The organism is Pseudomonas fluorescens (assembly GCF_001623525.1).
GTDB lineage: Bacteria > Pseudomonadota > Gammaproteobacteria > Pseudomonadales > Pseudomonadaceae > Aquipseudomonas > Aquipseudomonas fluorescens_Q.
The window spans coordinates 6,857,287-6,881,748 of sequence record NZ_CP015225.1 but is presented as its reverse complement, the minus strand read 5'-3'; the positions used below and the strand labels follow the sequence as shown (position 1 = coordinate 6,881,748).

Genomic DNA, 24,462 nt, shown 5'->3' with positions numbered 1-24,462 from the left:
GCCTTACTTCTTCGCCGCGAACAACGCATCGAGCTTCTGCTCGAAGGTGTGGTAGTCGATGCGATCGTAAAGCTCCATGCGCGTTTGCATGGTGTCGATGACATTCTGTTGCGTGCCGTCGCGGCGGATCGCGGTGTAGACGTTCTCGGCCGCCTTGTTCATGGCCCGGAAGGCCGACAAGGGGTAGAGCACCAGGGACACGTCGGCACCGGCCAACTGCTCGGTGGTGTACAGCGGGGTCGCGCCGAATTCGGTGATGTTGGCCAGGATTGGCGCCTTCACGCGGCTGGCGAACAGCTTGTACATCTCAAGCTCGGTGATGGCTTCGGGGAAAATCATGTCGGCACCGGCCTCGATGCACGCGGCGGCGCGGTCCAGGGCCGACTCCAAGCCTTCCACCGCCAAGGCATCGGTACGGGCCATGATCACGAAACTGTCGTCGGTGCGGGCATCGACGGCGGCCTTGATGCGGTCGACCATCTCTTGCTGAGAGACGATTTCCTTGTTCGGACGATGGCCGCAACGCTTGGCGCCGACCTGGTCTTCGATATGAATCGCCGCGGCGCCGAACTTGATCATCGACTTGACCGTGCGCGCCACGTTGAATGCCGAGGAACCGAAGCCGGTGTCCACGTCCACCAGCAGCGGCAGGTCGCACACGTCGGTGATACGCCGTACGTCGGTCAGCACGTCATCCAGGCCAGTGATCCCTAAGTCCGGCACGCCGAGGGAGCCGGCCGCCACGCCGCCGCCGGACAGGTAGATCGCCTTGAAACCGGCGCGTTTGGCCAGCAGCGCGTGGTTGGCGTTGATGGTGCCCACCACTTGCAGCGGATGCTCATTGGCGACCGCATCGCGAAAACGCTGGCCTGGAGTGCTGTTGCTCATGACTCACCTCGTTCAGTGGCGCTGTCCTGGAAATGACGCGCGATGTTGCGTTTGGAAGCGCCGATGTGCCGGCGCATCAGTAATTCAGCCAGTTCGCCGTCGCGGTCGGCGATGGCGTCCAGAATCCGATGGTGCTCGGCAAAGGCCTGGCGCGGACGGTTGGGCGTGGTGGAAAACTGGATGCGGTACATGCGCACCAGTTGGTACAGCTCGCCGCAAAGCATTTGCGTCAGGGTGCGGTTGCCGCTGCCCTGGATGATCCGGTAATGGAAGTCGAAGTCGCCTTCCTGCTGGTAATAACCGACACCGGCCTGGAACGCCGCATCGCGCTCGTGGGTTTCCAGCACCCGGCGCAGTTCGTCGATTTCTTCCAGGGTCATGCGCTCGGCCGCCAGGCGGCAGGCCATGCCTTCGAGGGACTCACGGATTTCGTAGAGTTCCAGCAGCTCGGCATGGCTCAGCGACACCACCCGGGCACCGACGTGAGGCACCCGCACCAGCAGGCGCTGGCCTTCCAGGCGATGAATCGCCTCGCGCAGCGGCCCGCGGCTGATGCCGTAGGTGCGCGCCAGCTCGGGCTCGGAGATCTTGCTGCCGGGGGCGATCTCACCTTTGACGATGGCGGCCTGGATACGTCGGAAGACGTTCTCGGAAAGCGTCTCCGAATCGTCTTGGGCCACCACCGGGGTTTCGAGCTGATCGAGCATATTGTCGACACCTTGCAAATCAATATGGCAAAAACTAACCAATAGCGGCGTTAACGTCAAAGCAAAAATAAATATTGTCGACAATCGTCTAATAAGCTCACCCGCCATAACCGCTCGTTTGAATGCGTCGTAGCGTCCGGCCAGCGGTGGCGTCAGAAAACCACCGTGCTAGAATGCCGCGCGATTTGCCGCTCTCCTTTTATAGGGAAGGCTGCCCAGGGAGCTTGTGCAGTAATGCCAGGGCCTGAACCGATAAACGGAACGCTGCGCACCAGGATCTATGACACTCAAGCCCTTCACCGCTGCTCTTTATTTCATGTGCCTGCCGGGGCTTGCCGTGGCGGGTGAAAAAACCGTGTACGGCCTCAACGAATACGCCGCCCTGCAGGGCATCGACCTGGAGGTCGCCGCCAAGCTGGACACCGGCGCCAAGACCGCCTCTCTCAGCGCCCGGGACATCAAGCGCTTCAAGCGCAATGGCGAATCCTGGGTGCGGTTTTACCTGGCCATCGACGCGGCCCACTCGCACCCCATCGAACGTCCGCTGGCCCGGGTCAGCAAGATCAAGCGCCGCGCCGGTGACTACGACCCGGAAGAAGGCAAGAAATACACGGCCCGGCCGGTCATCGAACTGGACATCTGCATGGGCTCGGCCCTGCGCAGCATCGAAGTGAACCTGACCGACCGTAGCGCCTTCCAATACCCGTTGCTGATCGGTTCCGAGGCGCTCAAGCGCTTCGATGCGCTGGTCGACCCCAGTCTTAAATACGCTGCCGGCAAACCCGCCTGCGCCAATGCCGCTCAAACCGCAGAGTAATTCCAATGCGCTCCCTTACCCTCCATCTGAAAATGCTGATCGCCATCCTGGTGGTGCTGGGCCTGTCGGTGACGGCCTATCAGATTTTCGTGCTCGGCATCCCGGTCACCGAAGACGCCACCGACGACTTGTGGAACATCGACGCCAAGGTCGAGTTCGTGCCCAACGCCAAGGATCCGGTGAAGATCCAGATGTTCGTGCCGCCCCTGAGCCGCGACTACGTCAGCCTCAACGAAAGCTTCATCTCCAACAATTACGGGGTGGCGGTGAACCGGGTCGACGGTAACCGCAAGGTGACGTGGTCGGCCCGTCGGGCCAAGGGCAACCAGACCCTGTATTACCGCCTGGTGCTGACCAAGCGCTACAGTGCCGAGAAAACCAAGGTCAAGGGCCCGACCTTCCGCGACAGCATCGCCGTCGAAGGCCCGGAGAAACTGGCCGCCGAAGCCCTGCTCGCGCCGATCCGCCAGCATTCGGCCGACGTCGAGACGTTCATCAGCGAAGCGATCAAGCGGGTCAACAACCTCAACGACGACAACGTCAAGCTGTTGCTGGCCGGCGACCCGTCCTCGGCCAACAAGGCGCGCATCGTCGAACTGGTGCTGTCCATCGCCCACGTGCCGGTGGAAAAGGTCCACACCATCCGCCTGGTGGCCGAGCAGCCGCAGACACCTGAACTGTGGCTGCGCAGCTTCAACGGCACCGACTGGCTGTATTTCAACCCGGACACCGGCGAACAGGGCCTGCCCACCGACCGCCTGCTGTGGTGGACCGGCGATGAAAACCTGATCACCGTCGATGGCGGCAAGAAAGCCACCGTCACCTTCAGCATGAACAACAGCGAAATGAACGCCATTCGCCTGGCCAAGCTGACGGACGAGAACACCGACGCCAACTTCCTCGAATACTCGCTCTACGGCCTGCCGCTGCAGACCCAGCAAACCTTCATGATCATGGTGATGATCCCGATCGGCGTTCTGGTGATCCTGATCCTGCGCAACCTGATCGGCCTGCAGACCCTGGGGACCTTCACCCCGGTGCTGATCGCCCTGGCCTTCCGTGAAACCCAGTTGGGCTTCGGCATCATCCTGTTCACGGTGATCACCACGCTGGGCCTGTCGCTGCGTTCGTACCTGGAGCACCTCAAGCTGCAGATGCTGCCAAGGCTCTCGGTGGTGCTGACGTTCGTGGTGGTGCTGATCGCCGCCATCAGCCTGTTCAGCCACAAGCTGGGCCTGGAGCGCGGCCTGTCGGTGGCGCTGTTCCCGATGGTGATCCTGACCATGACCATCGAGCGCCTGTCCATCACCTGGGAAGAGCGCGGCGCCGGCCACGCGATGAAAGTCGCCATCGGCACCTTGTTCGCCGCGTCCCTGGCGCACCTGATCATGAGCGTGCCGGAACTGGTCTACTTCGTGTTCACCTTCCCAGCGATCCTGCTGATCCTGGTGGGCTTCATGCTGGCCATGGGTCGTTATCGCGGCTACCGCCTGACCGAGCTGGTGCGGTTCAAGGCCTTCCTCAAGGCAGACTCCTGATGTTCGGCTTCTGGAAGACCTGGAAGGCCCTGGAAGCCCGGGGCATCATGGGCATCAACCGGCGTAACGCCGATTACGTGCTCAAGTACAACAAGCGCAGCCTGTACCCCATCGTCGATGACAAGATCATCACCAAGGAACGGGCCATTGCCGCTGGCATTCATGTGCCGGAGCTGTACGGGGTGATCTCCACCGAAAAGGAAATCGACAAGCTCGACGAGATCATCGGCGGGCGCACCGACTTCGTGATCAAGCCGGCCCAGGGCGCTGGCGGCGACGGCATCATCGTCATCGCCGACCGCTTCGAAGGCCGTTACCGCACGGTGTCCGGCAAGATCATCAGCCATGAGGAAATCGAGCACCATGTCTCCAGCATCCTCACGGGCCTGTACTCCTTGGGCGGGCACCGTGACCGGGCGTTGATCGAGTACCGCGTGACGCCGGACCAGATCTTCAAGAGCATCAGCTACGAAGGCGTGCCGGACATCCGCATCATCGTGCTGATGGGCTATCCGGTGATGGCCATGCTCCGACTGCCAACCCGGCAGTCCGGCGGCAAGGCCAACCTGCACCAGGGCGCCATCGGTGTGGGCGTCGACCTCGCCACGGGCCTGACCCTGCGCGGCACCTGGCTGAACAACATCATCACCAAACACCCCGACACCACCAACGCGGTGGACGGCGTGCAACTGCCCTACTGGGACGGTTTCATGAAACTGGCCGCCGGTTGCTATGAACTGTGCGGGCTGGGCTACATCGGCGTCGATATGGTGCTGGACCAGGAGAAAGGCCCGTTGATCCTGGAACTGAACGCCCGGCCAGGCCTGAACATCCAGATCGCCAACGACTGCGGCCTGACCTTGCGCACCCACGCAGTGGAAGCCCACCTGGAAGAACTCAAGGCCCGCGGCGTTACCGAAACCGTGGAAGAGCGCGTGGCGTTTGCCCAGGCGTTGTTTGGGCATATTCCGCCGGTTGAAGGCTGAGGGCTGAAACTGAGGTTTGAAGTTTGCCCCTGTGGCGAGGGAGCTTGCTCCCGCTGGGGTGCGAAGCGCCCCCAAACCCGGCACCACGGTGCATCAGGCTGACCGCGTTCAACTGCCTGGGGGTTGCTGCGCAACCCAGCGGGAGCAAGCTCCCTCGCCACAAGGTGTTCACACCCGAATATTTTCGATAGCCCCTCCATACTTACTCATCTCCGACATCCCCCTAGGAGCAAATCCTACAGGGGATTACAATCGCTCCCCCGCCTGAACGGCTGACCCGCCCCGCCCATGCCAACCTGCTCCGTATACCCGCTGCCCTACCACGCCAACCCCGCCGAGTACTTCGCGGCGATCCGTCATGCCCCCGGTAGCGTGCTGCTCGACAGTGGCCGGCCGAGTGCTGAACGCGGGCGTTACGACTTGCTCAGTGCCTGGCCGCTGGAACAACTGGCCGTGTTGCCCGACGAGAGCGGTAGCGATTTCCTGCAACGCCTGCGCATTCAGCTGACGCAGCTAGGTGACGCGGAACTACCGACCACAGTGCAATTGCCCTTTGCCGGCGGCGTGATCGGCTACTTGAGCTATGACTTTGGCCGACACCTCGAAACCTTGCCATCCCACGCCAAGGACGACCTGCAACTGCCCGACGCGCGTTTTGGCGTGTACGACTGGGCGCTGGTCAGCGATCACCAGGCCGGCACCAGCCAATTGGTCTTCCACCCTCATTGTGGCGAAGACGAACGCCAGCGCCTGATCGCGCTGTTCAGCCAGCCGACTGCGGCATCGGTTGGCGTCTTCAGCCTCGAAGGACCGATGACCCCCGACCTCAGCGCCGAAGCCTATCGACAGGCGTTCGAACGCATCCAGGCGTATATCCAGGCCGGCGACTGCTATCAGGTCAACTTTGCCCAACGCTTTCGCGCGCCCTGCCAGGGCGACGCCTGGGCCGCTTACCAAGCGCTGCGGGCGGCGTGCCCAACACCATTTTCCGGCTTCCAGAGCCTGCCCGATGGCGGCGCCGTGCTGAGCCTGTCCCCCGAACGCTTCGTCAAGGTCAGCGAAGGCCAGGTGGAAACCCGGCCGATCAAGGGCACCCGGCCCCGCGGCACAACCCCCAGCGAAGACGCGGCCCACGCCGCCGAGCTGCTGGCCAGCCCCAAGGACCGGGCGGAAAACCTGATGATTGTCGACCTGCTGCGCAACGACCTGGGCCGCACCTGCCGCATCGGCTCGGTGCGGGTGCCGGAGCTGTTCAGCCTGGAAAGCTACCCGAATGTGCATCACCTGGTCAGCAGCGTGACCGGCGAACTGGCTGTGGATAAGGACGCCTTGGACTTGATCGCCGGCAGCTTCCCCGGCGGCTCGATCACCGGCGCGCCAAAAATCCGTGCCATGCAAATCATCGACGAACTCGAACCGACCCGACGCGGCCTGTATTGCGGCTCGTTGCTGTACCTGGACGTGCGCGGGGAAATGGACAGCTCCATCGCCATCCGCAGTTTGCTGGTCAAGGATGGACAGGTGTGCTGCTGGGGCGGCGGCGGGATTGTCGCGGACTCGGATTGGCAGGCGGAGTATCAGGAGTCGATTACCAAGGTGAAAGTGCTGCTGGAAACCTTGCAGAATCTCTGAACAACTCCTAAGCCTCACTGATCGTTCCCACGCTCCGCGTGGGAATGCCGCCCCTTGGACGCTCTGCGTCCGCTTGTGACGCAGAGCGTCACTAGATGCATTCCCACGCGGAGCGTGGGAACGATCAACAACCCGCTCTGGTTTACAAGCTGAGATTGCGGTTCGACGCCTTGATAAATTCCCGCTTCAACTCAGCAAACGTATGCACCGCCGGGAATTGCGGAAATTCACGGATCACGTTCTCAGGCGCATGGAACAGAATCCCGGCGTCGGCCTCACCCAGCATCGTGGTGTCGTTGTAGGAATCCCCCGCCGCAATCACCCGGTAGTACAGGCTCTTGAAGGACAGGACCGACTGGCGCTTGGGATCTTTCTGACGCAACTGGTAGCCGGTCACCCGCCCGCTGTCATCGGTAATCAAGCGATGGCAGAGCAATGTCGGGAAGCCCAACTGGCGCATCAACGGCTGGGAAAACTCATAGAACGTGTCGGACAGAATCACCACCTGGAAGCGCTCGCGCAGCCAGTCGACGAACTCGATGGCGCCGTCCAGCGGCTGGAGGGTAGCAATGACTTCCTGGATGTCGGAAAGCTTGAGGCCGTGTTCATCGAGGATGCGCAACCGTTGCTTCATCAGCACGTCGTAGTCGGGAATGTCCCGAGTGGTTGCCCTGAGGGAGTCAATCCCGGTTTTTTCAGCGAAGGCGATCCAGATCTCCGGGACCAGCACACCTTCCAGATCGAGACAGGCAATTTCCACAAGACACTCCCATTTTTTCTGATGTTTATCGGTTGAGCGAACAAAAGGCCTGCCGACTCTAGCCATTCGTCGAAGCCTGCGCAACGCACAGGAGCGCGCCAGCCCCGACAGCTTTTGTTACCATCAGCCCCATATAGAGCGCCCAGCGCCACCGACCTGTAGGAAACCGCCCTGATGAGCCCATCGTTCGACGTCGTGGAACTCGCCACGACCTATGCCAACAAGTCCCCCCAGGACATCCTCAAGCTGGCCTTCGCCGAGTTCGGCGACGACCTGTGGATATCGTTCAGTGGCGCCGAAGACGTGGTGCTGGTGGACATGGCCTGGAAACTGAACAAGAACGTCAAGGTGTTCAGCCTCGACACCGGTCGCCTGCACCCGGAAACTTATCGTTTCATCGATCAGGTACGCGAGCACTACAAGATCGACATCGAGCTGGTTTCGCCGGACTACACGAAACTTGAACCCTTCGTGAAGGAAAAAGGCCTGTTCAGCTTCTACAAGGACGGTCACGGCGAGTGCTGCGGCATCCGCAAGATCGAGCCCCTGCGACGTAAACTGACCGATGTCCGCGCCTGGGCCACCGGCCAGCGCCGTGACCAGAGCCCCGGCACCCGCAGCCAGGTGGCGGTGTTGGAAATCGACACGGCGTTTTCCACCCCGGAGCGCACCCTGTACAAGTTCAACCCCCTGTCGCAGATGACCAGCGAAGAAGTCTGGGGCTACATCCGCATGCTCGAGCTGCCTTACAACAGCCTGCATGAACGCGGCTTCATCAGCATCGGCTGCGAACCCTGCACCCGCCCGGTGCTGCCAAACCAGCACGAGCGCGAAGGCCGTTGGTGGTGGGAAGAAGCCACGCAGAAAGAATGCGGGCTGCACGCCGGGAACATCATCGCCAAATCCAAGACCGTCTAAGCGTCCGCCGCCATCTGTACACAAAAATGTCACTTCAAGTGGCATTTTTGTGTGCACTTATTACGTTAATGCCCCAAAAGTTACACACACCTTCCCGCCTCGCCAGCCGTTCCAACCCACTGACGTTCGCCAAAAAATAAATACCTGTTTAAACGGTCAATTTTAAATTTAGGTATTTCAGTCAGTTATTCAAAGATCATAACGAAACGAAATTAGCGCTTCTGCGGATAGATCCGTAAGTGGCATAGATCTGGCTTGATCTGACACGTGTTTTGTATACAACTTACATAAAACATACACACACTTTAGATCCGCAAGCCTGAAGCGCCCTATCCCGTACAGGCTGCAGATGCCCCGTAATCAATGATGCTCGCCCGCCGCGACGAAGATTTGTCGAGCCCCGCGCTCATGCACAGTCATCGCTGCGCCGAGAATCAGGAGCCTGCCGGAATGCGTACAAGTCTCTCCAATAACATCGCGCTGGATCTGCCCTCCGCCACCACGGCCCTCGACGACACAACTGCCACGTCCCTGGCCCTCAGCCCGAGGCTGCACAACAAAGACCTGGCGCCGACCAAGGCCGAAGGTCGACGCTGGGGTCGCTACAGCATCTTTGCCCTGTGGACCAATGACGTGCATAACATCGCCAACTACTCCTTCGCCATCGGTCTCTATGCCCTGGGCCTGGGTGGCTGGCAGATCTTGCTGTCCCTCGGGATAGGCGCGGCGCTGGTGTATGGCTTCATGAACCTGTCCGGCTACATGGGCCAGAAAACCGGGGTGCCGTTCCCGGTGATCAGCCGGATCAGCTTCGGGATCCATGGCGCGCAGATTCCGGCCTTGATCAGGGCGGTCATCGCCATTGCCTGGTTTGGTATCCAGACCTACCTGGCGTCGGTGGTGTTCCGCGTGTTGCTGGTGGCGATCCACCCAGGCTTCGCCGACTACGACCGCGACTCGATCCTCGGCCTGTCGAGCCTGGGTTGGGTGTGTTTCGTGGCGATCTGGTTCGTGCAACTGGTGATCCTGGCCTACGGCATGGAGACGGTGCGCCGGTATGAAGGTTTCGCCGGCCCGGTGATCCTGGTGACCGTCGCGGCCCTGGCCGGTTGGATGTATACCCAGGCTGGCGCCACCATTGCCTGGTCGATCCGCGAGCCGCTGGCCGGTGGTGAAATGTGGCGCAATATCTTTGCCGGTGGGGCGCTGTGGCTGTCGATCTACGGCACCTTGATTCTCAATTTCTGCGACTTCGCCCGCTCCTCGCCGTGCCGCCGGACCATCATCGTCGGTAATTTCTGGGGCTTGCCGGTGAACATCCTGGTGTTTGCCGGGATTACCATCCTGCTCTGCGGTGCGCAGTTCCAGATCAATGGACAAATCATTGAAAGCCCGACCCAGGTCATTGCCTCGATCCCCAACACCTTCTTCCTCGTGTTGGGCTGCCTGGCCTTCCTGATCGTCACCGTGGCGGTGAACATCATGGCCAACTTCGTCGCCCCGGCGTTCGTGCTCAGCAACCTGGCGCCCAAGTACCTGACCTTCCGCCGCGCCGGGTTGATCAGCGCCGCCATTGCCGTGCTGATCTTGCCGTGGAACCTCTACAACAGCCCCCTGGTGATCGTGTATTTCCTCTCCGGCCTCGGTGCCCTGCTCGGGCCGCTGTACGGGGTGATCATGGTCGACTACTGGCTGCTGCGAAAAGGCCGCATCAACGTGCCGCAACTGTACAGCGAGGACCCAAACGGTGCGTATTTCTACAGCAACGGGGTCAACCTGCGCGCGGTGGCGGCGTTCATTCCGGCGGCGCTGATCGCGATTATCCTGGCGTTGGTGCCTGGTTTTGACAGCGTTTCGCCATTTTCCTGGCTGATTGGCGCTTCGATTGCAGGGCTGCTGTACCTGATCATTGCCAAGCGCCAACCGAATTACGAGGACGTCAGCGGTGAATCCATCGCTGTGGATAACGTTCATCATTGATCCCTCAAACGGCCCGGCCGGTACGGGTCGCTTACTTTCATGCATCAAGGAGGACAGTTCATGCGAATTCTCGTGGTCAACGTCAACACCACCGAATCCATCACCCAGGCCATCGCCCGCAAGGCCCAGGCCGTGGCCGCGCCGGGCACCGAAATCGTCGGGCTCACGCCGCATTTCGGTGCCGATTCCATCGAGGGCAATTTTGAAAGCTACCTGGCGGCCATTGCGGTGATGGACCGGGTGATGTCCTATGACCAGCCGTTCGACGCGGTGATCCAGGCTGGCTACGGCGAGCATGGCCGCGAAGGTCTGCAAGAACTGCTGAACGTGCCTGTGGTGGACATCACCGATGCCGGCGCCAGTACCGCCATGTTCCTCGGCCACGCTTATTCGGTGGTCACCACCCTGGACCGTACTGTGCCGCTGATCGAAGACCGGCTCAAGCTGTCCGGCCTGTTCGACCGCTGCGCCTCGGTACGGGCCAGTGGTTTGGCGGTGCTGGAGCTGGAGGAGGACCCGCAACGGGCGATTGACGCCATCGTGCAACAGGCGGAACTGGCAGTGAGCCAGGACAAGGCCGAAGTGATCTGCCTGGGCTGCGGCGGCATGGCCGGGCTCGACGAGCAGATCCGCCAGCGCACCGGCGTGCCGGTGGTCGATGGCGTGACGGCGGCGGTGACCATTGCTGAATCGCTGGTGCGGCTGGGGTTGTCGACGTCGAAAGTGCGCACCTACGCGACGCCTCGGCCCAAGACCATCATTGGCTGGCCGGGGCGGTTTGGGCGGTGAGTTCACAGGCTTGGACCGAAGTGTCCCGAGTCGGTCTGGTGCCCAGCTCAAACCGCACTAAACCGCCGCGCCAACCCCTGCTCGGCAAACTGCTCGATGATGAAATCCACGAACGCCCGGGTCTTGCCTGGCAACAGCTTGTGTTCGGCGTAGTAGATGGAGATGTTGCCATCGTCGGCATACCAGTCCGGCAACACCCGTTGCAGCGCCCCGCTTTCCAGGAAGGGAACGGCGATCGGCATGCTCACCAGGCCGATGCCCAGCCCTTGGGTGGCGGCCGCGCAATCGGCTTCCGAATCGCTCATGGTCATGCGCGTCTTGAGCGTCAGCGGGCTGTGTTCCCGATTGCGGCTGGTCAGTTGCCAGGAACGCACGCGCCCGGTTTGTGGTGAACGAATCAGGATGCCTTGATGCTGTGACAAATCTTCCGGTTCTGTCACCGCGGCATGGGTTTGCAGGTAGTCGGTTGACGCAACCAGCACCCGATGAGCCACCGTCAATTTGCGCGCCACTACCCCCTGGGGCAGCTCGAAACCACCGCCGATGGCGGCATCGAACCCCTGGCCAATCAGGTCTACCTGGCGGTTATCGAAATGCCAGTCCGGGTTGATCGCCGGATAACGTCGCAGAAATTCCCCCAGCAACGGTACGACATACAATCGACCGAACGCCGTGCCCATGCTCACCTTCAGCGTTCCCGCCGGTTGCCCACCGGCGCTGGCCAGGTTGGCGACGGCGTTCTGGATGGTGTTGAAGCTGCTGCCGACCTCCCTCAAGAACAACTGGCCAGCTTCGGTCAGCCTCAAGCTGCGGGTGCTGCGCTGAAACAGGCGTACGCCCATTCGCGCCTCCAGCTTGGCGACGCTTTTACCCACCGCGGCCGGGGTTACGCTCAGACGTCGCGCCGCCTCGGCAAAGCTGCCGACTTCGGCGCTGCGCACGAAGCATTCGATACTGTTGAAGGTCTCCATGAGCCTCACTCTAAACTTTTGGTTTAGACAGACTATAGCAATGACGGTCTACACAGCCCACGGCACCTTCTTGATACTCGCTCCATCACCGCGGCACCTCGCCTCGGCACTTTTTGGAGAACATCATGAATACCCAAGCACTGAACGGTAAAGTCGCCTTGATCCAGGGCGGTTCTCGCGGCATCGGCGCCGCCATCGTCAAGCGCCTTGCCGCGGAAGGCGCCGCCGTGGCCTTCACCTACGTCAGCTCTGGCGCAAAATCAGAAGAACTGCAGAACAGCATCATCGCAGCGGGCGGCAAGGCCTTGGCAATCAAGGCAGACAGCGCCGACGCCGACGCCGTTCGTAACGCCGTCGCCGCCACCGTCGAAGCTTTTGGACGGCTGGATATCCTGGTCAATAACGCGGGTGTGCTGGCCATGGGGCCGCTGGATGAATTCAAACTCGAAGATTTCGACCAGACCCTGGCCGTCAACGTGCGCAGCGTGTTCGTCGCTACCCAGGCGGCAGCGCGGCACATGGGCGAAGGTGGCCGGGTCATCAACATCGGCAGCACCAACGCCGACCGCATGCCCTTCGCCGGCGGCGCGACCTACGCCATGAGCAAATCCGCGCTGGTGGGCCTGACCAAAGGCCTGGCCCGTGACCTCGGCCCACGCGGCATCACCGTCAACAACGTGCAGCCCGGCCCGGTGGACACTGACATGAACCCGGCCGACAGCGACTTCGCCTCCAGCCTGCTGTCGCTGATGGCTGTCGGGCGCTACGGCAATGTCGATGAAATCGCCAGCTTCGTTGCTTATCTGGCAGGGCCGGAAGCTGGTTATATCACCGGTGCCAGCCTGACCATCGACGGTGGTTTTGGCGCCTGATCCGAGCCGATCATTGTGGCGAGGGAGCTTGCTCCCGTTGGGCTGCGCAGCAGCCCTTCGCTGTCAGGCCCACTCCAACTCCGGTAAACCGCAAAGGCTCGGCTGGAACATTTTCAAGGAGCGGATGATCCCATCGGCGTGGGCGTATTTTTCATCCGCCATGGCCGAATCCGGAATGGCAATGGCGGTCATGCCGGCGGCTTTCGCGGCGGTTACGCCGAACGGCGAATCCTCGAACACCAGGCAATCGCGCGGATCGACACCCAGGCGCCGGGCAGCGGTGAGGAAGATATCCGGCGCGGGTTTCGCCGCGCCGACCTCGGGGTCGTCCGCCGTTACGATGAAGTCGAACAGTGCGAACCAGTCCCGGTGCAAGGTGGTTTTCAGTGCGAACGTAGGGCTCGACGAACTGGTGCCCACCGCAATCGGAACGTTGTGGGCTTTCAAATGCCGCACCAGCTCCTCCGCACCGGGCATCCCCAGGGCGTGAGGAAAGCGCTCGCGCATCAGGGGCTCGCGGATGACCAGGAACTCTTCGGGGGTGATCGGCAACTCCAGCGCCTGGACGACGTAATTGGCCAGGTCCGTGGCCCCGCGGCCGATGATGTTCTGCTTGACGCTCCAATCGAACGTGCGTCCGTAGCGCTCGGCGATGATGGACGTGACCTCGGTGTAGATCCCCTCGGTGTCCAGCAACAACCCATCCATGTCGAAAATCACAGCTTTGATCGGGCCAAACTCTTTCAGCGGTGCATTCATCGCATCTGATCCGTTATCAACACAACATTCCAGGGATGGCTCAGGTGCGGCCAGGGCAGCGTGTTCGCCTTAAAGGATTCAGCAGGATAACGAAGGGGGCTTGGAACCGGCAATGGGCAATCCATGGATGGGGTCGTGGCGAGGGAGCTTGCTCCCGCTCGGGTGCGCAGCAACCGTAGGATCGTGGGGGCTGCTTCGCAACCCAGCGGGAGCAAGCTCCCTCGCCACAGAAAGCGGATGGGTGTGAAGGGATGGTTATTGTCCCGAGCTGCCGGAGCCGCCCGACCCCGAGCTGCTGCCGCCCGAGCTGCCACCGCTGTCGCTGGTACCGGTTCCGCCGTTGGTCCCACCGCCGGTGTCGGCACCGCCCATCGTGCTGCCTCCACTCATCGAACCGCTACCCGTACCGGGGCTGGTGCTGCTGCCGTTGGCATCGCCGCCGTTCCCGCCGCTCACGGAGCCCGGGGGCAAGGCGTTACCGTTGGCACCGGAATTGGAGCCGGCCTCCATTTCTGAGGAAGGTGGCATCCCGCCCTTGTCCACGGGGGGCGTGCCGCCCGAAGATTCTGCCAAGGCAGCCAGTGAACTGAGCGAAAGAATCCCGGCGAGTGTCAGCGCTGTCATGTTGGACTTCATCATGGTGAGTCTCCTTTTCAAGATCCTTACCTGATGTGTGGCACGCGTGGCGGGACGATGGTGCCACTGAATCGACAGACGGGCCTGCGATCAGCTTGGCTTGCCGGAGGCATCGTCACCGGCGATGTCCGGGTCATCCGGGGTCGCTTCGACATCCTCATCGTCGCTGGGTACCTGCTCGACGCCCGCATCGTCATCGGGCGGACGCTGGTCGCGACTCAGGGAGTTGGTGGGCGAAGGCAGCGGGTATTCCGGGGTTTCATCCTCCTCGATCAAGGGAACCTGAGCGTCATCCATCAGGGACCCGGGGTCTTCATTGCCCGGGTCATTGACGACAGGCGTGCCCGAGGAGTCTTGTTCTTCCTGGCCTTGCGTTTGCGGCGTCATGGTACACCTCGCAATTGTTGATGTATGTGTTCGAAGCGGGGGGGATGGCAATCGTTCCGGAGATTTTGATTTGCCGTTTTTTTGGGGGGGGGCAGGTTGGAGTGTATATCCGTTTTTGTGGTAACGGCCGCTTATGGTTCCGCCGTTACGGCGGCTCGCTGGAAAGTGTCAACCATGTCCCCGCACACCCGTCAACCATGTGTCCGGTCCGTACACTTTCAACCAAAAGAAGCCCAAAAAAAGGCGCTTCCCATTTCTGAAAGAAGCGCCGCTTTTTCCAAGCGAACAGGATCACGGCACAAGGCCGGGTCTCTTCATCCAAGCATCCGCTTAACGATGCTTTTTCTTGTGCTTGTACTTCTTGCCACTGGAATGACGGTCGTTGTCATTGGACAGGTTGCTACCCAACGCGCCGCCCGCCGCGCCGCCGATGCCTGCACCGATGGTGGAGCCGGTGGAGCCGCCCAGGCGGTTACCGACAATTGAACCACCGGCCGACCCCAAGCCACCGCCAATGGCCGCTTCGGTGCGGCTGCCCTTGCGAGCGCCCACCGCACTGCCAGCTGCACCGCCAACGCCCGCGCCAATCGCGGCGCCGGTGCTGCCGCCCATCTGCTGGCCGACCACGTTGCCCAATACACCGCCCAGACCACCGCCGACCGCGGCGGTACCGTCGCCGGCAGCCATCGCGCCCTGGGCAACTACCAACCCCAGTACCAAGGTGGACAAAGTCAAACGCATGATAGAAACCTCAAAAATGCCGCATCGGGGAGAAATGGCCGGTGCGCGCGGGCGCGAGTTTACGCCAGACAGCGTCAGCCATGACGGTTGGACAACGAAACGGCGGTTTATTTTATGACAGGCAAAAAAAAGCCCGCTGGGGAAACGGGCAGGTACTGCTTTCTAACGGATGAGCTGAGAGTACGTACTTGCTTGTGAAAGAAACGTGAAAGAAATCGCCCGTTGAGAAAAGATGAAAAATATCTGTGTAGAGACCCCAGAAGCGGAACGCGGAGCGTCCCTGGCGACGTTCCCACCCAGGAGCGTAAAAACGGTCAAAAAAAGGGCTGCTATGCAGCCCGGCGGGAGCAAGCTCCCCTACCATGATCCACCGTCACTTTCTGACCGGGACCCTGGGCAAGAACTTGGCCTTTTCCCCTCGCTGCACTTTGGCCACCTTTGTCTTGATGGACTTGATCGGCTCGTCACCGAAGTCTGCATGATAGGCCGACTGGCCACACTGCAACCCTTCATTGATCGGATACGCGGCAGTGTTCTCCTCGCTGTACGGTGCTCCCATTGCCTTTCCCCTTTCATCGAGGCCCATACCGGCAACAACCGGTTGCCTGAAAATATCGACCGTCACGACAATGAGACTAGTCGGTCATCAACAGACTGTTGATTCAACAAAGCCCTTGGCCGACGAATGGAACTCACTGTTTCAACAAGGAAACACTCATTCAGCCCCCAGTATCGTCCTGTTTAAAACCCGGGAAACCTGATCGGCCGAATAGGGTTTGGACAAGAATTCAAAGCCCTCATGGCCACTGTGGGCCAACTCTTCGCTGTAACCAGAAGTCAGCACCACCGGCAAATCCGGGCGCCGCTGGCGCAGTTCCCTGGCCAGGGCGATGCCGCTGATCCCCGGCATCATTACGTCAGAAAATATCGCGTCGAATGCCATCGCATCCGGGCCGACCATTTCCAGCGCTTCTTCGGCGTTGGTCGCCCAGGCGGTTTCGTAGCCCAGGTCCTGAAGGATCTGGTTGGCAAAACGCCCCACCTCCAGGTTGTCTTCCACGATCAACACCCGACGCTTGCCCTTTTCCGGCAGCAGATGCGTGTGTTCTTCCCGGACAGGCTCGTGGTTTTTCTCGGGCGCCACCTCCGGCAGGTACAAGGTGAACACCGTGCCCTCACCCACCACGGTCGAAACATCGACGTTGCCACCGGACTGCTTGGCAAAGCCAAACACCTGGGACAAGCCCAGCCCCGTGCCCTTGCCCACCTCCTTGGTAGTGAAGAAGGGTTCGAAGATGTGCTCGAGCACTGGCGAGTCAATACCGGTACCCGTGTCCGCCAGGGCAATGGCAGCAAAGGATTGCCCGGCCCCGGCATGACCACGGATCGGCGGCATGCCACCGCCGCAACTGAGCCGAAGCCACAACGTGCCCTGGCCATTCATGGCATCCCGGGCATTGAGGGCTATGTTGATCAGCGCGGTCTCGAACTGGCTCAGATCCGCCCGGATGTAACAGGGCCGATCGCACAACTCGACGTGGACCTGGATCCGCGCCCCGGTGACGGTTTGCAGCATGTCCCCCAGGCTCTGCACTTGCTTGCCCACATCGATGACTTGCGGCTTCAACGGCTGGCGCCTGGCAAACGCGAGCAACTGGCTGGTCAACTTGGAGGCGCGCTCCACGGTTTCGGACACCGCCGTCATATAGCGTTGCCGACGCTCCTCGGACAGGCTGGGTTTGCGCAGGAAGTCGACCGAAGAGCGAATGATGGTCAGCAGGTTGTTGAAGTCATGGGCCACGCCGCCGGTGAGCTGGCCGATGGCTTCGAGCTTTTGCGATTGGCGCAGCGCCGCTTCGGTCTGTTTCAAGCGCGTGGTGCGCTCCTCGACCCGTTCTTCCAGCGTCGCGTTCAATTCGGCCAGGGCCGCCAGGCCTTCGCGCACGGCAGCGTCGGCACGGGCGCGCTCGATGTGGGCCCAGGATCGCTCGGTGACTTCCATCAGCAGCGCCAGGTCGTTGGATGACCAGACCCGCGGCGTTTTATCGTGGATCGCCATCAACGCGGTCAATCGCCCGCCCTTGATCAACGGCACGCAGATGGTGGCCGCAATGCCAATGGCCTGGAATGTCGCCGCTTCCTCCGACGCCAGTTCCTTGAGGTTATCGTTGATCACCAGCGGCTTGCCGGCCCGCAGCTTAGTGACCGCCAGTCGGCCAAAATCAGCCAGTCGATAATGCCCAAGGATATGGGGCGAACCCACCCTGGCCCAATCACCACGAATGGTGAAGCCGTCTTCGTCCTCATCCATGTCTGCGTAAGCACAATTGGACAGGTTCAGGTGCGCCGCCAGGATCCGTGTGGTGGCTGCCATGATGCTCTGCGGGTCGGTGGCATTCGCCACGGCATTGCCAATGGCATCGAGCACCGCCAGCCGCTGGGTCATGAACACCGTGGAAGTGGTCTCGGTAACCGTATCCAGCATGCCCACGACCTTGCCGAACTGGTCACGGATGGGGCTGTAGCAGAACGTGAAATAAGCCTGCTCGGGACCGCCGCCGCGCTCGATGACCAGGGGGAAGTTCTCTATAAAGGTCGCTTGCCCATCGAAGGCCGCGCGCACGATCGGCCCGATATCGCTCCAGACCTCCCGCCACACCTCATCGAACCGCCGCCCCAGCGCCTCGGGCTTGCTGCCGAGGATCGGCAGGAACGCGTCGTTGTACAACGTGATCAGGTCCGGCCCCCACACGATGGCCTGGGGAAAATGCGAGGCAAGGCTCAGGGCCACGGTGGTCTTCAGCACATCAGGCCACTGCGAAGGCGGCCCGAGCGGCGTGTCCCCCCAGGGATGGCGCCGAACCCGTTCAGCCATTTCTCCAGAGCTCTGAAGCCAATCTGTCATTGCGTTCGATCCTTCTGAGACGCCAATACCAACGAGGGGGGAAACGCTTATGACCCCAAGCAGGGCCGTATTATCCCGCGCCGGATGGGAATGCGCGATTGGATTGTGGGAGGCGTCGGGGGGCAAATGGGGGGGAAGGGCGGAAACTGAAGGTTAGACTACAGAAATGTCTTACGCATCGGAGGGAATGAGCTTGATGTAGGTAACGAGACTACAGGGTTGTAAGACGTACAGCTCGGATGCTTACGACGATGGCAACGTCCTACATATGATTGGGAATCTCCTTCGCTATCAATCCCTTGCGTATTTTTTGCGGCGGCGACTATAGTCTTCGAGTCGCCCAAATGGTGGCCGGGTTTGGCGACCCGCAGTGGGCAAAACTATCCAGTGGAGCTTACTTATGAATCAATACATGGGCCTTACCAGCAACGCCGACGATCAACCCCTCTACGTCGACACCACCGCCCCGCTACACATCCTGCTCGACTCAGCCGCCTACCGAATCCGTGCCGCCACCCAATTCCTGGAGAATCTGGCGATGCGTGATGAACAGACCATCGACCCCGCAACCCTTCAGGACCTCGCACAACTGTGCTGCATCCCACTGCGTGATGGGTGCGACGTGATGGATGTGATTGCCCGAAGATTGGATGCGGCACCGGCAGGCGCCCCGCTATAAGCCTGCCCGCCGACAACCTGTGGCGAGGGAGCTTGCTCCCGCTGGGCTGCGCAGCGGCCCCTTTCGTGAGCGCTGCGCACTCAAGCGGGAGCAAGCTCCCTCGCCACGAAAGAACAGCTCCATGCCGTGGTTTGGCTGTAGTGGAGGACTCCCCAATGATGCAAACCGCTACCGACAGTGTAGCAACTCAGGTCCGAAAGCTTGCTAAAGCCCACAACGTCACGGCTGAACTAGACGGTATAAGCCGTATGGCTGCAACCATCACTCGTCTGGCTGGAGACGTCGTCAAGTTGGATGGCATCGAACAGTTGCTCGTCAATCTCAAGAGAAAAGGCGTTCTGAGTAAGTCGCAGATCCTGACGCTCCAAGGCGAGTACCTTCAGGAGAAAAGACGCGCCAAGAAATGTAGCGCATGAGTTTTGATCCGTTCGGTGATTTCGAAACCGCTGGATATCTTCAAAACTCACCACGTCTTAAAGATCCTATTGAAGTAAAAGAATCTGAACATCTTTCCTTCGAGGCTAGTATCGAAGATGCTCTTGCCTGTCTGGCGAAAAAGAAACCCATTACCTTCCAGACTGTACTCGACGTTCACAAAATTCTATTTTCAGGTTTTTATCACTGGGCAGGAAAAGATCGAAACGAGCTTGTCCCTCACTTGGCCGTATTCAAAGGCTCGCATGATGAATCCGTGCCGCCACCCAATTCCTGGAGAATCTGGCGATGCGTGATGAACAGACCATCGACCCCGCAACCCTTCAGGACCTCGCACAACTGTGCTGCATCCCACTGCGTGATGGGTGCGACGTGATGGATGTGATTGCCCGAAGATTGGATGCGGCACCGGCAGGTACCACCCTATAAGCCTGCCCGCCGATAACCTGTGGCGAGGGAGCTTGCTCCCGCTGGGCTGCGCAGCAGCCCCTTTCGTGAGCGCTGCGCATTCAAGCGGGAGCAAGCTCCCTCGCCACGGGTGCATCGTCGACCTGAACTACTCGACAATCCCGTTATAAACAACAGTCGCAGCGCCCTCCTTCTTGACCATGAGCTTGTTCCCTTGCGCCATGGCCTCGACCAATTCAGAACACCCGTCCACTTCACGCTTGCCATCAACGCGCTCGGCCTGGGTGTCGAAACTGAATACATAGGTCGACGCCGGGCAAGCATTGCCACCCTCCCCCGTGGAAACCACCAGCACATACTTGTTCGGACCAAACGTATAAGCCTTTTCAATCGTCACATAACCGGTGTACTCGGCCTGCTCGACAATGGATTCCATGACGTTCATCACACCCGCTCGCGATTGATAATTCAGCGCAGTTGCCATCGCCTCAGTCTGCGTGGTGAAAGGTCCGGCACGCTCGGTATTGACGGGCAGCGGTTGATAGGCAACACCCGGAGGCGCGGGTGGTGCGGCTTGAGTCTTGGCGGTGTTTTTTGCAACAGGGCTTCGCTGGAGCTGAGGGCTGTCGCATTGGCCGTTTTTGCAGATGAAATCGCCCTGACAATCGATATCTTCCGAACACTGGTTCGTTTCTTCGAAGGTGCTCTGGTCGGCCTTGGCGTAGCCGATGACGGCCAGTGTCAGGAGGGTGCAGGCGAACAAACGCTTCATCAGTGAAGTCCTTTTCTTGGATGGTGGCTGGATGATAACTGCAAACCTACCGGGATTGTCTCTGGTCGCCGTCCTTTACCAATGTCGGGTGGTCCCACTTTGGTTTACAGACTAGCCTTCCAAATGCCCGCCCAAGGACGAACCATGGCTGACCACAAACAACTCCACCAAGACGGCTACGCCCTGCTCCGTCAAGCAATCCCGAACGAGTGGCTGGCCGACCTTCGTGCCGTGTTCGATGCAGGCGTGCGACCGTCGGACCAATGGCCAGTGCCCCGCGGCATCGACTGGCGCTGTTCGATGCTGGACGATGATCCGAAGATTCAGGCCGTGTGTCGTCTACCCCAGCTACTGGCCGTGGCGGGTGAATTGATCGGCGAGCGGTTCTTCCTCTCCCAAGTGGAAGGCCGCGAGCCCCTTGCCGGTAACGGCCACCAACAATTGCACCGCGACTTGTCAGCCCAACGGCCAGGCGACATCGCCATCGCCCTGGCTTTCTTCGACGATTACGGCCCCGAAAACGGCGCGACACGGATCGTCCCCGGCAGCCACCGCCCCGAGCCGGATGCCCCGCCCTTCGACTTCAATGACGAGTCAGGCGCCATACAGCTTTCGGGCTCTGCCGGTGACATCCTGGTGTTCGATGTCGATCTGGTGCATGCGGGCAGCCTGAACGTGATCGGCGCACGCCGTCGTTCCATTCTGATCAGCTATTTCTCGGAGTCGCTCTACGCGTCACACTTGGAAACCGTGGCGCTGCGCAATATTCGTATGGACACCAGCGACCGATTCGCACCATCGGGGTTTGCTTTCGGGGACTAGTTTCTCGGGTTGATGAAAGTGATGCGCAGCGGTTCGAATCTGAGCTTTAATGCCCGTGCTCATCGCCCCCCATTCGTCTAATCAAGGAAGAAACGACATTGAAAACAGCTTTCGGCGCCCTGTTGTTGGCCTGCCTGACAACGACCGCATTGGCTGATGAAAACCCCGTCGGTTTCCAATCTTCCACCCTGTCGGATCCGCACAATGGCCGCGCATTGGAGATGGTCGTCTGGTACCCCGGCGCAACGACCGAAACCGCGCAACTGATCGCCGATAACGCGGTGTTTGTCGGCGCGTCTGCCGTGCGTAACGCGCCGCCAACGGCCGGCGAACATCCATTGGTGGTGCTCTCTCACGGATACAGGGGTAACTGGAGCAACCAGATCTGGCTGGCCAGTGCGTTGGCCCACAAGGGATACATCGTCGCCGCCGTCAACCACCCCGGCAGCACCACCCATGACCGCAGCCCCCAAGCGGCGGCGCAGTTATGGCTGCGGCCCGTTGATCTGCGTCGAGCCATCGATGCGGTCACGACCCAGCCTGAAAAATTTGGCCGGGTCGCCAATGGTCGAATTGCAGCCGTGGGCCATTCACTCGGCGGCTGGACGGCCCTGGAGATTGCCGGCGCTCGCTTCGACCCAGAGCGCTTCGCCCAAGACTGCAGCACCCACCCGCAGCTAGCCAGCTGCACCGTTTACGAACAGATGAATCCCGCAGGCACCGCTGAATCAAAGGCCGAACTGTCCGCCGCTTGGCGCGATAAACGCGTCACTGCGGTGGTGACATTGGACCTCGGCCTTTCACGGGGCCTGACCGATAAAAGCTTGGCCGCGCTGCCTATCCCCGCTCTGGTGATCGCTGCCGGGGTACCGTCGCAAGAACTTCCCGCTGAGTTGGAATCTGCCAACCTGGCCAAGCGCCTGCCCCCAGCGTCTAGCCGTTACATCGAGATCAGCGATGCGAGCCATTTCAGCTTCATGTCGATGTGTAAGCCCGGGGCGGAGGAAATGCTTGAGGAGGAAGTGCCGGGGGATGGGATCATTTGTCGGGATGGTGATGGCGGTCGTGCTCGGGAAGTGATTCAGCAGCAGGTTGCATCGCTGATAGCGGAGTTTCTGGCGCAATCACCTGCAGACAAAAAAGCCAGTTTGTAACCGATGGTACTGACTCGCTGCGGCTTAACGAAAATGCCGTGGCAGGCATTTGGCATTCATGGAGGATTCTGACTGATGGCACGCGTGGGTTTGATACTGACACCCGGTTTTGCGGACTGGGAATATGCTTTCATCGCTGGAACTGCGTCCCCTTTTTACGGGATCGACGTCAGGTTTTTCGCTCCTGCTACGGGGCAGTTCCGCTCACAGGGTGGATTGGCCGTAACTGTTGATAGCAGTTTGCAAGAATGCCTGGAGTGGAAACCAGACGTTGTCGTCATCATTGGAGGCATGGTCTGGGAACGTGCGGAAGCACCCGATATTGGCGATTTTCTTCAGGCGAGTCGATCAAGCGGAGCGACAATTGCCGGTATCTGCGGGGGAACGCTGGCACTGGCCAGGGCCGGGCTTCTCGACACGGTTCCTCATACCTCGAACAGCGCCGACTTCTTGCAAAAAAATACCGTGGGTTATGAAGGAAATGAGTTTTATCGAAGCAGCCCAGTCGCTGTGGTTGCGGACTGCATCATCACTGCTCCAGGCCCTGCCCCTGTGAGCTTCACCTGCGCAGTGTTCGAAGCTGCCGGGTTATCTCCAGAGATCATTTCCCAGTTCAGGTCGATGCTGGCAGCGGAACATGGGTGACTGCTTCGTCCTGCAAACACAGCTGACCGTGAAAAATAATGCTGTCTTCTTTTCCTCTGGATAGGTCTCTTTTCCAATAGCTTGCGACTTAACTATCCTTTACGCCTCCACCCCAAACGGAATTCGCCAAGATGTACCTGCGCTCAAGCGTGTTGTGCCTGTGCCTGTGCCTTTTCAGCAGCCTGAGCCAGGCCGCTGTCAACTGTTCTGCCCTGGCGGAAAAGATCTCCGGAACGGTGCCTGAGTTTCATCCGTCAGTGCAAGGCAAGGTCATTGGCACCGGGCGCCTGCATTTCCACGAAGCACCAGATGAAGCCTGTGCCAATAAGAAGATTTTCGTAATACCCGGCGACTCTCTCACCGTTTACTCCAGCCTTGAAGACGAATCATGGCTGGAAGTGAACTTCATCGCCAAGAGCGGCGACGACTATACCGGTTGGGTAAAGGCTGATCGGGTCGAGATTGGCGCACCTTACGGAGCGCCACCGGAAGATGTCGAAGATGAACCGGCGGGTGATGCCCAATAAATACCTTTTTCATTTTTGAAGCGCAGGAGAAACGATGACGGGTTCGCCAGAAGAGAACGGTCAATTCACGGCCAGCACACACGGCGACCTAGACGCGGCTGATGTCACGGGTTTCGACGCCTGGGCTCGCGTCTGGGCGGAGCTTGGCGTCGTACGTGTGTCACGCGAGACATACGAAGAACTCATTCGACACTACTGCGAGCCGCACCGCGCCTACCACAACCTCCAGCATCTGAAGGAATGCCTTCAAGTGCGCCGATTCGTCAACGCGACCTGCCTGGCCCCCGCCGAAATCGACCTCGCGCTATGGTTTCATGACGCGATCTACGACCCCCTTCGCAGCGACAACGAACTGCGCAGCGCGCAATGGTTGGACGACGTGGCACGTGATAGTGGCCTAGGCGATGAAACGCGACACAGGCTTTACAACCTGATCATGGTGACGCGACACGACGGCGCCCCGGCGTCGGCAGACGAAGCGGTGTTGGTGGACACGGACCTGGCGATCCTTGGAGCGTCGTTCGAACGGTTCGAGGAATACGACCAGCAAATTCGCCACGAATACCAGTTTGTGCCTCTGCCGGTGTACCGCCAAAAACGGCGCCAGGTCCTTGAAGGCTTCCTGGCGCGCGGGCGCCTCTATACGACCGCAGCGTACTTCGACGCATTCGAGCAACAGGCACGCGCAAATCTTGCACGCGCCATCGAACGCCTTGACTGAAGACTGGATTCAA

At 60.3% G+C, this 24,462-nt stretch carries 26 protein-coding genes and 2 pseudogenes; 17 read left to right on the top strand and 11 right to left on the bottom strand.

The window, feature by feature from the left end:
• Positions 1-3 precede the first annotated feature (3 nt).
• The gene (prpB, locus tag TK06_RS30220; protein WP_047228278.1) at positions 4-888 is read right to left on the bottom strand and encodes a methylisocitrate lyase; all 885 of its coding nucleotides are present in this window, start codon (positions 886-888) and stop codon (positions 4-6) included.
• A complete protein-coding gene (locus TK06_RS30215) occupies positions 885-1,595 on the bottom strand; it encodes a GntR family transcriptional regulator (protein ID WP_063325003.1) in 711 nt (236 codons plus the stop codon). The genes prpB and TK06_RS30215 overlap by 4 nt, the downstream gene beginning before the upstream one ends.
• Before the next feature lie 280 nt (positions 1,596-1,875).
• Here TK06_RS30215 and TK06_RS30210 point away from each other — a divergent pair, with 280 nt between their 5' ends.
• The 4 genes from TK06_RS30210 (at position 1,876) to pabB (ending at position 6,568) form a co-directional block, all read left to right on the top strand.
• A complete protein-coding gene (locus tag TK06_RS30210; RefSeq protein ID WP_003204066.1) occupies positions 1,876-2,412 on the top strand; it encodes an ATP-dependent zinc protease family protein in 537 nt (178 codons plus the stop codon).
• A 5-nt stretch (positions 2,413-2,417) separates the two neighbouring features.
• Positions 2,418-3,950, top strand: a complete 1,533-nt coding sequence (locus tag TK06_RS30205) for an inactive transglutaminase family protein (RefSeq protein WP_003204068.1) — start codon at positions 2,418-2,420, stop codon at positions 3,948-3,950.
• Positions 3,950-4,936, top strand: coding sequence for an alpha-L-glutamate ligase-like protein (locus TK06_RS30200; protein WP_013693958.1), 987 nt, complete (start codon positions 3,950-3,952; stop codon positions 4,934-4,936). Before TK06_RS30205 ends, TK06_RS30200 begins: the two co-directional genes overlap by 1 nt.
• 288 nt (positions 4,937-5,224) lie before the next feature.
• Complete coding sequence (gene pabB, locus TK06_RS30195; RefSeq protein ID WP_063325002.1) at positions 5,225-6,568, top strand: aminodeoxychorismate synthase component I; 1,344 nt, start codon at positions 5,225-5,227, stop codon at positions 6,566-6,568.
• 142 nt (positions 6,569-6,710) lie between these two features.
• Here the strand turns inward: pabB and thrH are convergent, their stop codons facing one another.
• A complete protein-coding gene (gene thrH, locus TK06_RS30190; protein ID WP_063325001.1) occupies positions 6,711-7,328 on the bottom strand; it encodes a bifunctional phosphoserine phosphatase/homoserine phosphotransferase ThrH in 618 nt (205 codons plus the stop codon).
• A 174-nt stretch (positions 7,329-7,502) separates the two neighbouring features.
• Here thrH and TK06_RS30185 point away from each other — a divergent pair, with 174 nt between their 5' ends.
• From TK06_RS30185 to TK06_RS30175, 3 genes are all read left to right on the top strand, one after another.
• Positions 7,503-8,246, top strand: a complete 744-nt coding sequence (locus TK06_RS30185; protein WP_063325000.1) for a phosphoadenylyl-sulfate reductase — start codon at positions 7,503-7,505, stop codon at positions 8,244-8,246.
• A gap of 450 nt (positions 8,247-8,696) precedes the next feature.
• The gene (locus TK06_RS30180; RefSeq protein ID WP_063324999.1) at positions 8,697-10,226 is read left to right on the top strand and encodes an NCS1 family nucleobase:cation symporter-1; all 1,530 of its coding nucleotides are present in this window, start codon (positions 8,697-8,699) and stop codon (positions 10,224-10,226) included.
• A 60-nt stretch (positions 10,227-10,286) separates the two neighbouring features.
• A complete protein-coding gene (locus tag TK06_RS30175; protein ID WP_063324998.1) occupies positions 10,287-11,015 on the top strand; it encodes an aspartate/glutamate racemase family protein in 729 nt (242 codons plus the stop codon).
• Between the two features lie 47 nt (positions 11,016-11,062).
• On the opposite strand, the gene TK06_RS30170 is transcribed toward TK06_RS30175, so the two are convergent.
• Positions 11,063-11,986, bottom strand: coding sequence for a LysR family transcriptional regulator (locus TK06_RS30170; RefSeq protein WP_063324997.1), 924 nt, complete (start codon positions 11,984-11,986; stop codon positions 11,063-11,065).
• A 125-nt stretch (positions 11,987-12,111) separates the two neighbouring features.
• Between TK06_RS30170 and TK06_RS30165 the strand changes: the two genes are divergently transcribed.
• Positions 12,112-12,858 carry a 3-oxoacyl-ACP reductase family protein gene (locus TK06_RS30165; protein ID WP_063324996.1) on the top strand — a complete coding sequence of 249 codons (747 nt, stop codon included), beginning with the start codon at positions 12,112-12,114 and terminating at the stop codon, positions 12,856-12,858.
• A 63-nt stretch (positions 12,859-12,921) separates the two neighbouring features.
• On the opposite strand, the gene TK06_RS30160 is transcribed toward TK06_RS30165, so the two are convergent.
• From TK06_RS30160 to TK06_RS30135, 6 genes are all read right to left on the bottom strand, one after another.
• A complete protein-coding gene (locus TK06_RS30160; RefSeq protein WP_046065793.1) occupies positions 12,922-13,617 on the bottom strand; it encodes an HAD-IA family hydrolase in 696 nt (231 codons plus the stop codon).
• 255 nt (positions 13,618-13,872) lie between these two features.
• Positions 13,873-14,256: a hypothetical protein gene (locus TK06_RS30155; protein ID WP_063324995.1), complete on the bottom strand. Its 384-nt coding sequence runs from the start codon at positions 14,254-14,256 to the stop codon at positions 13,873-13,875.
• Between the two features lie 87 nt (positions 14,257-14,343).
• Positions 14,344-14,550 carry a hypothetical protein gene (locus TK06_RS30150; RefSeq protein WP_027911463.1) on the bottom strand — a complete coding sequence of 69 codons (207 nt, stop codon included), beginning with the start codon at positions 14,548-14,550 and terminating at the stop codon, positions 14,344-14,346.
• 420 nt (positions 14,551-14,970) lie between these two features.
• Complete coding sequence (locus TK06_RS30145; RefSeq protein WP_063324994.1) at positions 14,971-15,381, bottom strand: glycine zipper domain-containing protein; 411 nt, start codon at positions 15,379-15,381, stop codon at positions 14,971-14,973.
• Positions 15,382-15,754: 373 nt separating this feature from the next.
• Positions 15,755-16,006, bottom strand: coding sequence for a hypothetical protein (locus TK06_RS30140; RefSeq protein WP_238992573.1), 252 nt, complete (start codon positions 16,004-16,006; stop codon positions 15,755-15,757).
• 90 nt (positions 16,007-16,096) lie between these two features.
• On the bottom strand, positions 16,097-18,286 hold the full coding sequence (locus tag TK06_RS30135) for a GAF domain-containing hybrid sensor histidine kinase/response regulator (RefSeq protein WP_063324993.1): 2,190 nt from the start codon (positions 18,284-18,286) through the stop codon (positions 16,097-16,099).
• 400 nt (positions 18,287-18,686) lie between these two features.
• Here TK06_RS30135 and TK06_RS30130 point away from each other — a divergent pair, with 400 nt between their 5' ends.
• The 4 genes and pseudogenes from TK06_RS30130 to TK06_RS33155 all read left to right on the top strand — a co-directional run.
• A complete protein-coding gene (locus tag TK06_RS30130) occupies positions 18,687-18,965 on the top strand; it encodes a hypothetical protein (protein WP_063324992.1) in 279 nt (92 codons plus the stop codon).
• A gap of 155 nt (positions 18,966-19,120) precedes the next feature.
• Positions 19,121-19,381, top strand: coding sequence for a hypothetical protein (locus TK06_RS30125; protein ID WP_063324991.1), 261 nt, complete (start codon positions 19,121-19,123; stop codon positions 19,379-19,381).
• Positions 19,378-19,653 (top strand): annotated as a pseudogene (locus TK06_RS31365) (cell filamentation protein Fic); the annotation flags it as partial. The gene TK06_RS30125 and the pseudogene TK06_RS31365, both read left to right, overlap by 4 nt.
• Positions 19,653-19,829, top strand: a pseudogene (locus TK06_RS33155) (short-chain dehydrogenase); the annotation flags it as partial. The pseudogenes TK06_RS31365 and TK06_RS33155, both read left to right, overlap by 1 nt.
• 127 nt (positions 19,830-19,956) lie before the next feature.
• On the opposite strand, the gene TK06_RS30115 reads toward TK06_RS33155, so the two are convergent.
• Positions 19,957-20,580 carry a hypothetical protein gene (locus TK06_RS30115; protein ID WP_063324990.1) on the bottom strand — a complete coding sequence of 208 codons (624 nt, stop codon included), beginning with the start codon at positions 20,578-20,580 and terminating at the stop codon, positions 19,957-19,959.
• A 144-nt stretch (positions 20,581-20,724) separates the two neighbouring features.
• Between TK06_RS30115 and TK06_RS30110 the strand changes: the two genes are divergently transcribed.
• The 5 genes from TK06_RS30110 (at position 20,725) to TK06_RS30090 (ending at position 24,449) form a co-directional block, all read left to right on the top strand.
• Complete coding sequence (locus TK06_RS30110) at positions 20,725-21,402, top strand: phytanoyl-CoA dioxygenase family protein (RefSeq protein WP_063324989.1); 678 nt, start codon at positions 20,725-20,727, stop codon at positions 21,400-21,402.
• Between the two features lie 98 nt (positions 21,403-21,500).
• The gene (locus tag TK06_RS30105) at positions 21,501-22,556 is read left to right on the top strand and encodes an alpha/beta hydrolase family protein (protein WP_063324988.1); all 1,056 of its coding nucleotides are present in this window, start codon (positions 21,501-21,503) and stop codon (positions 22,554-22,556) included.
• Between the two features lie 75 nt (positions 22,557-22,631).
• Positions 22,632-23,201, top strand: a complete 570-nt coding sequence (locus tag TK06_RS30100; protein ID WP_063324987.1) for a DJ-1/PfpI family protein — start codon at positions 22,632-22,634, stop codon at positions 23,199-23,201.
• Between the two features lie 131 nt (positions 23,202-23,332).
• Complete coding sequence (locus TK06_RS30095; protein WP_063324986.1) at positions 23,333-23,728, top strand: hypothetical protein; 396 nt, start codon at positions 23,333-23,335, stop codon at positions 23,726-23,728.
• 34 nt (positions 23,729-23,762) lie between these two features.
• Entirely contained in the window at positions 23,763-24,449 is a 687-nt protein-coding gene (locus tag TK06_RS30090; protein WP_063324985.1) for an HD domain-containing protein, read from the top strand.
• Positions 24,450-24,462: the final 13 nt, after the last annotated feature.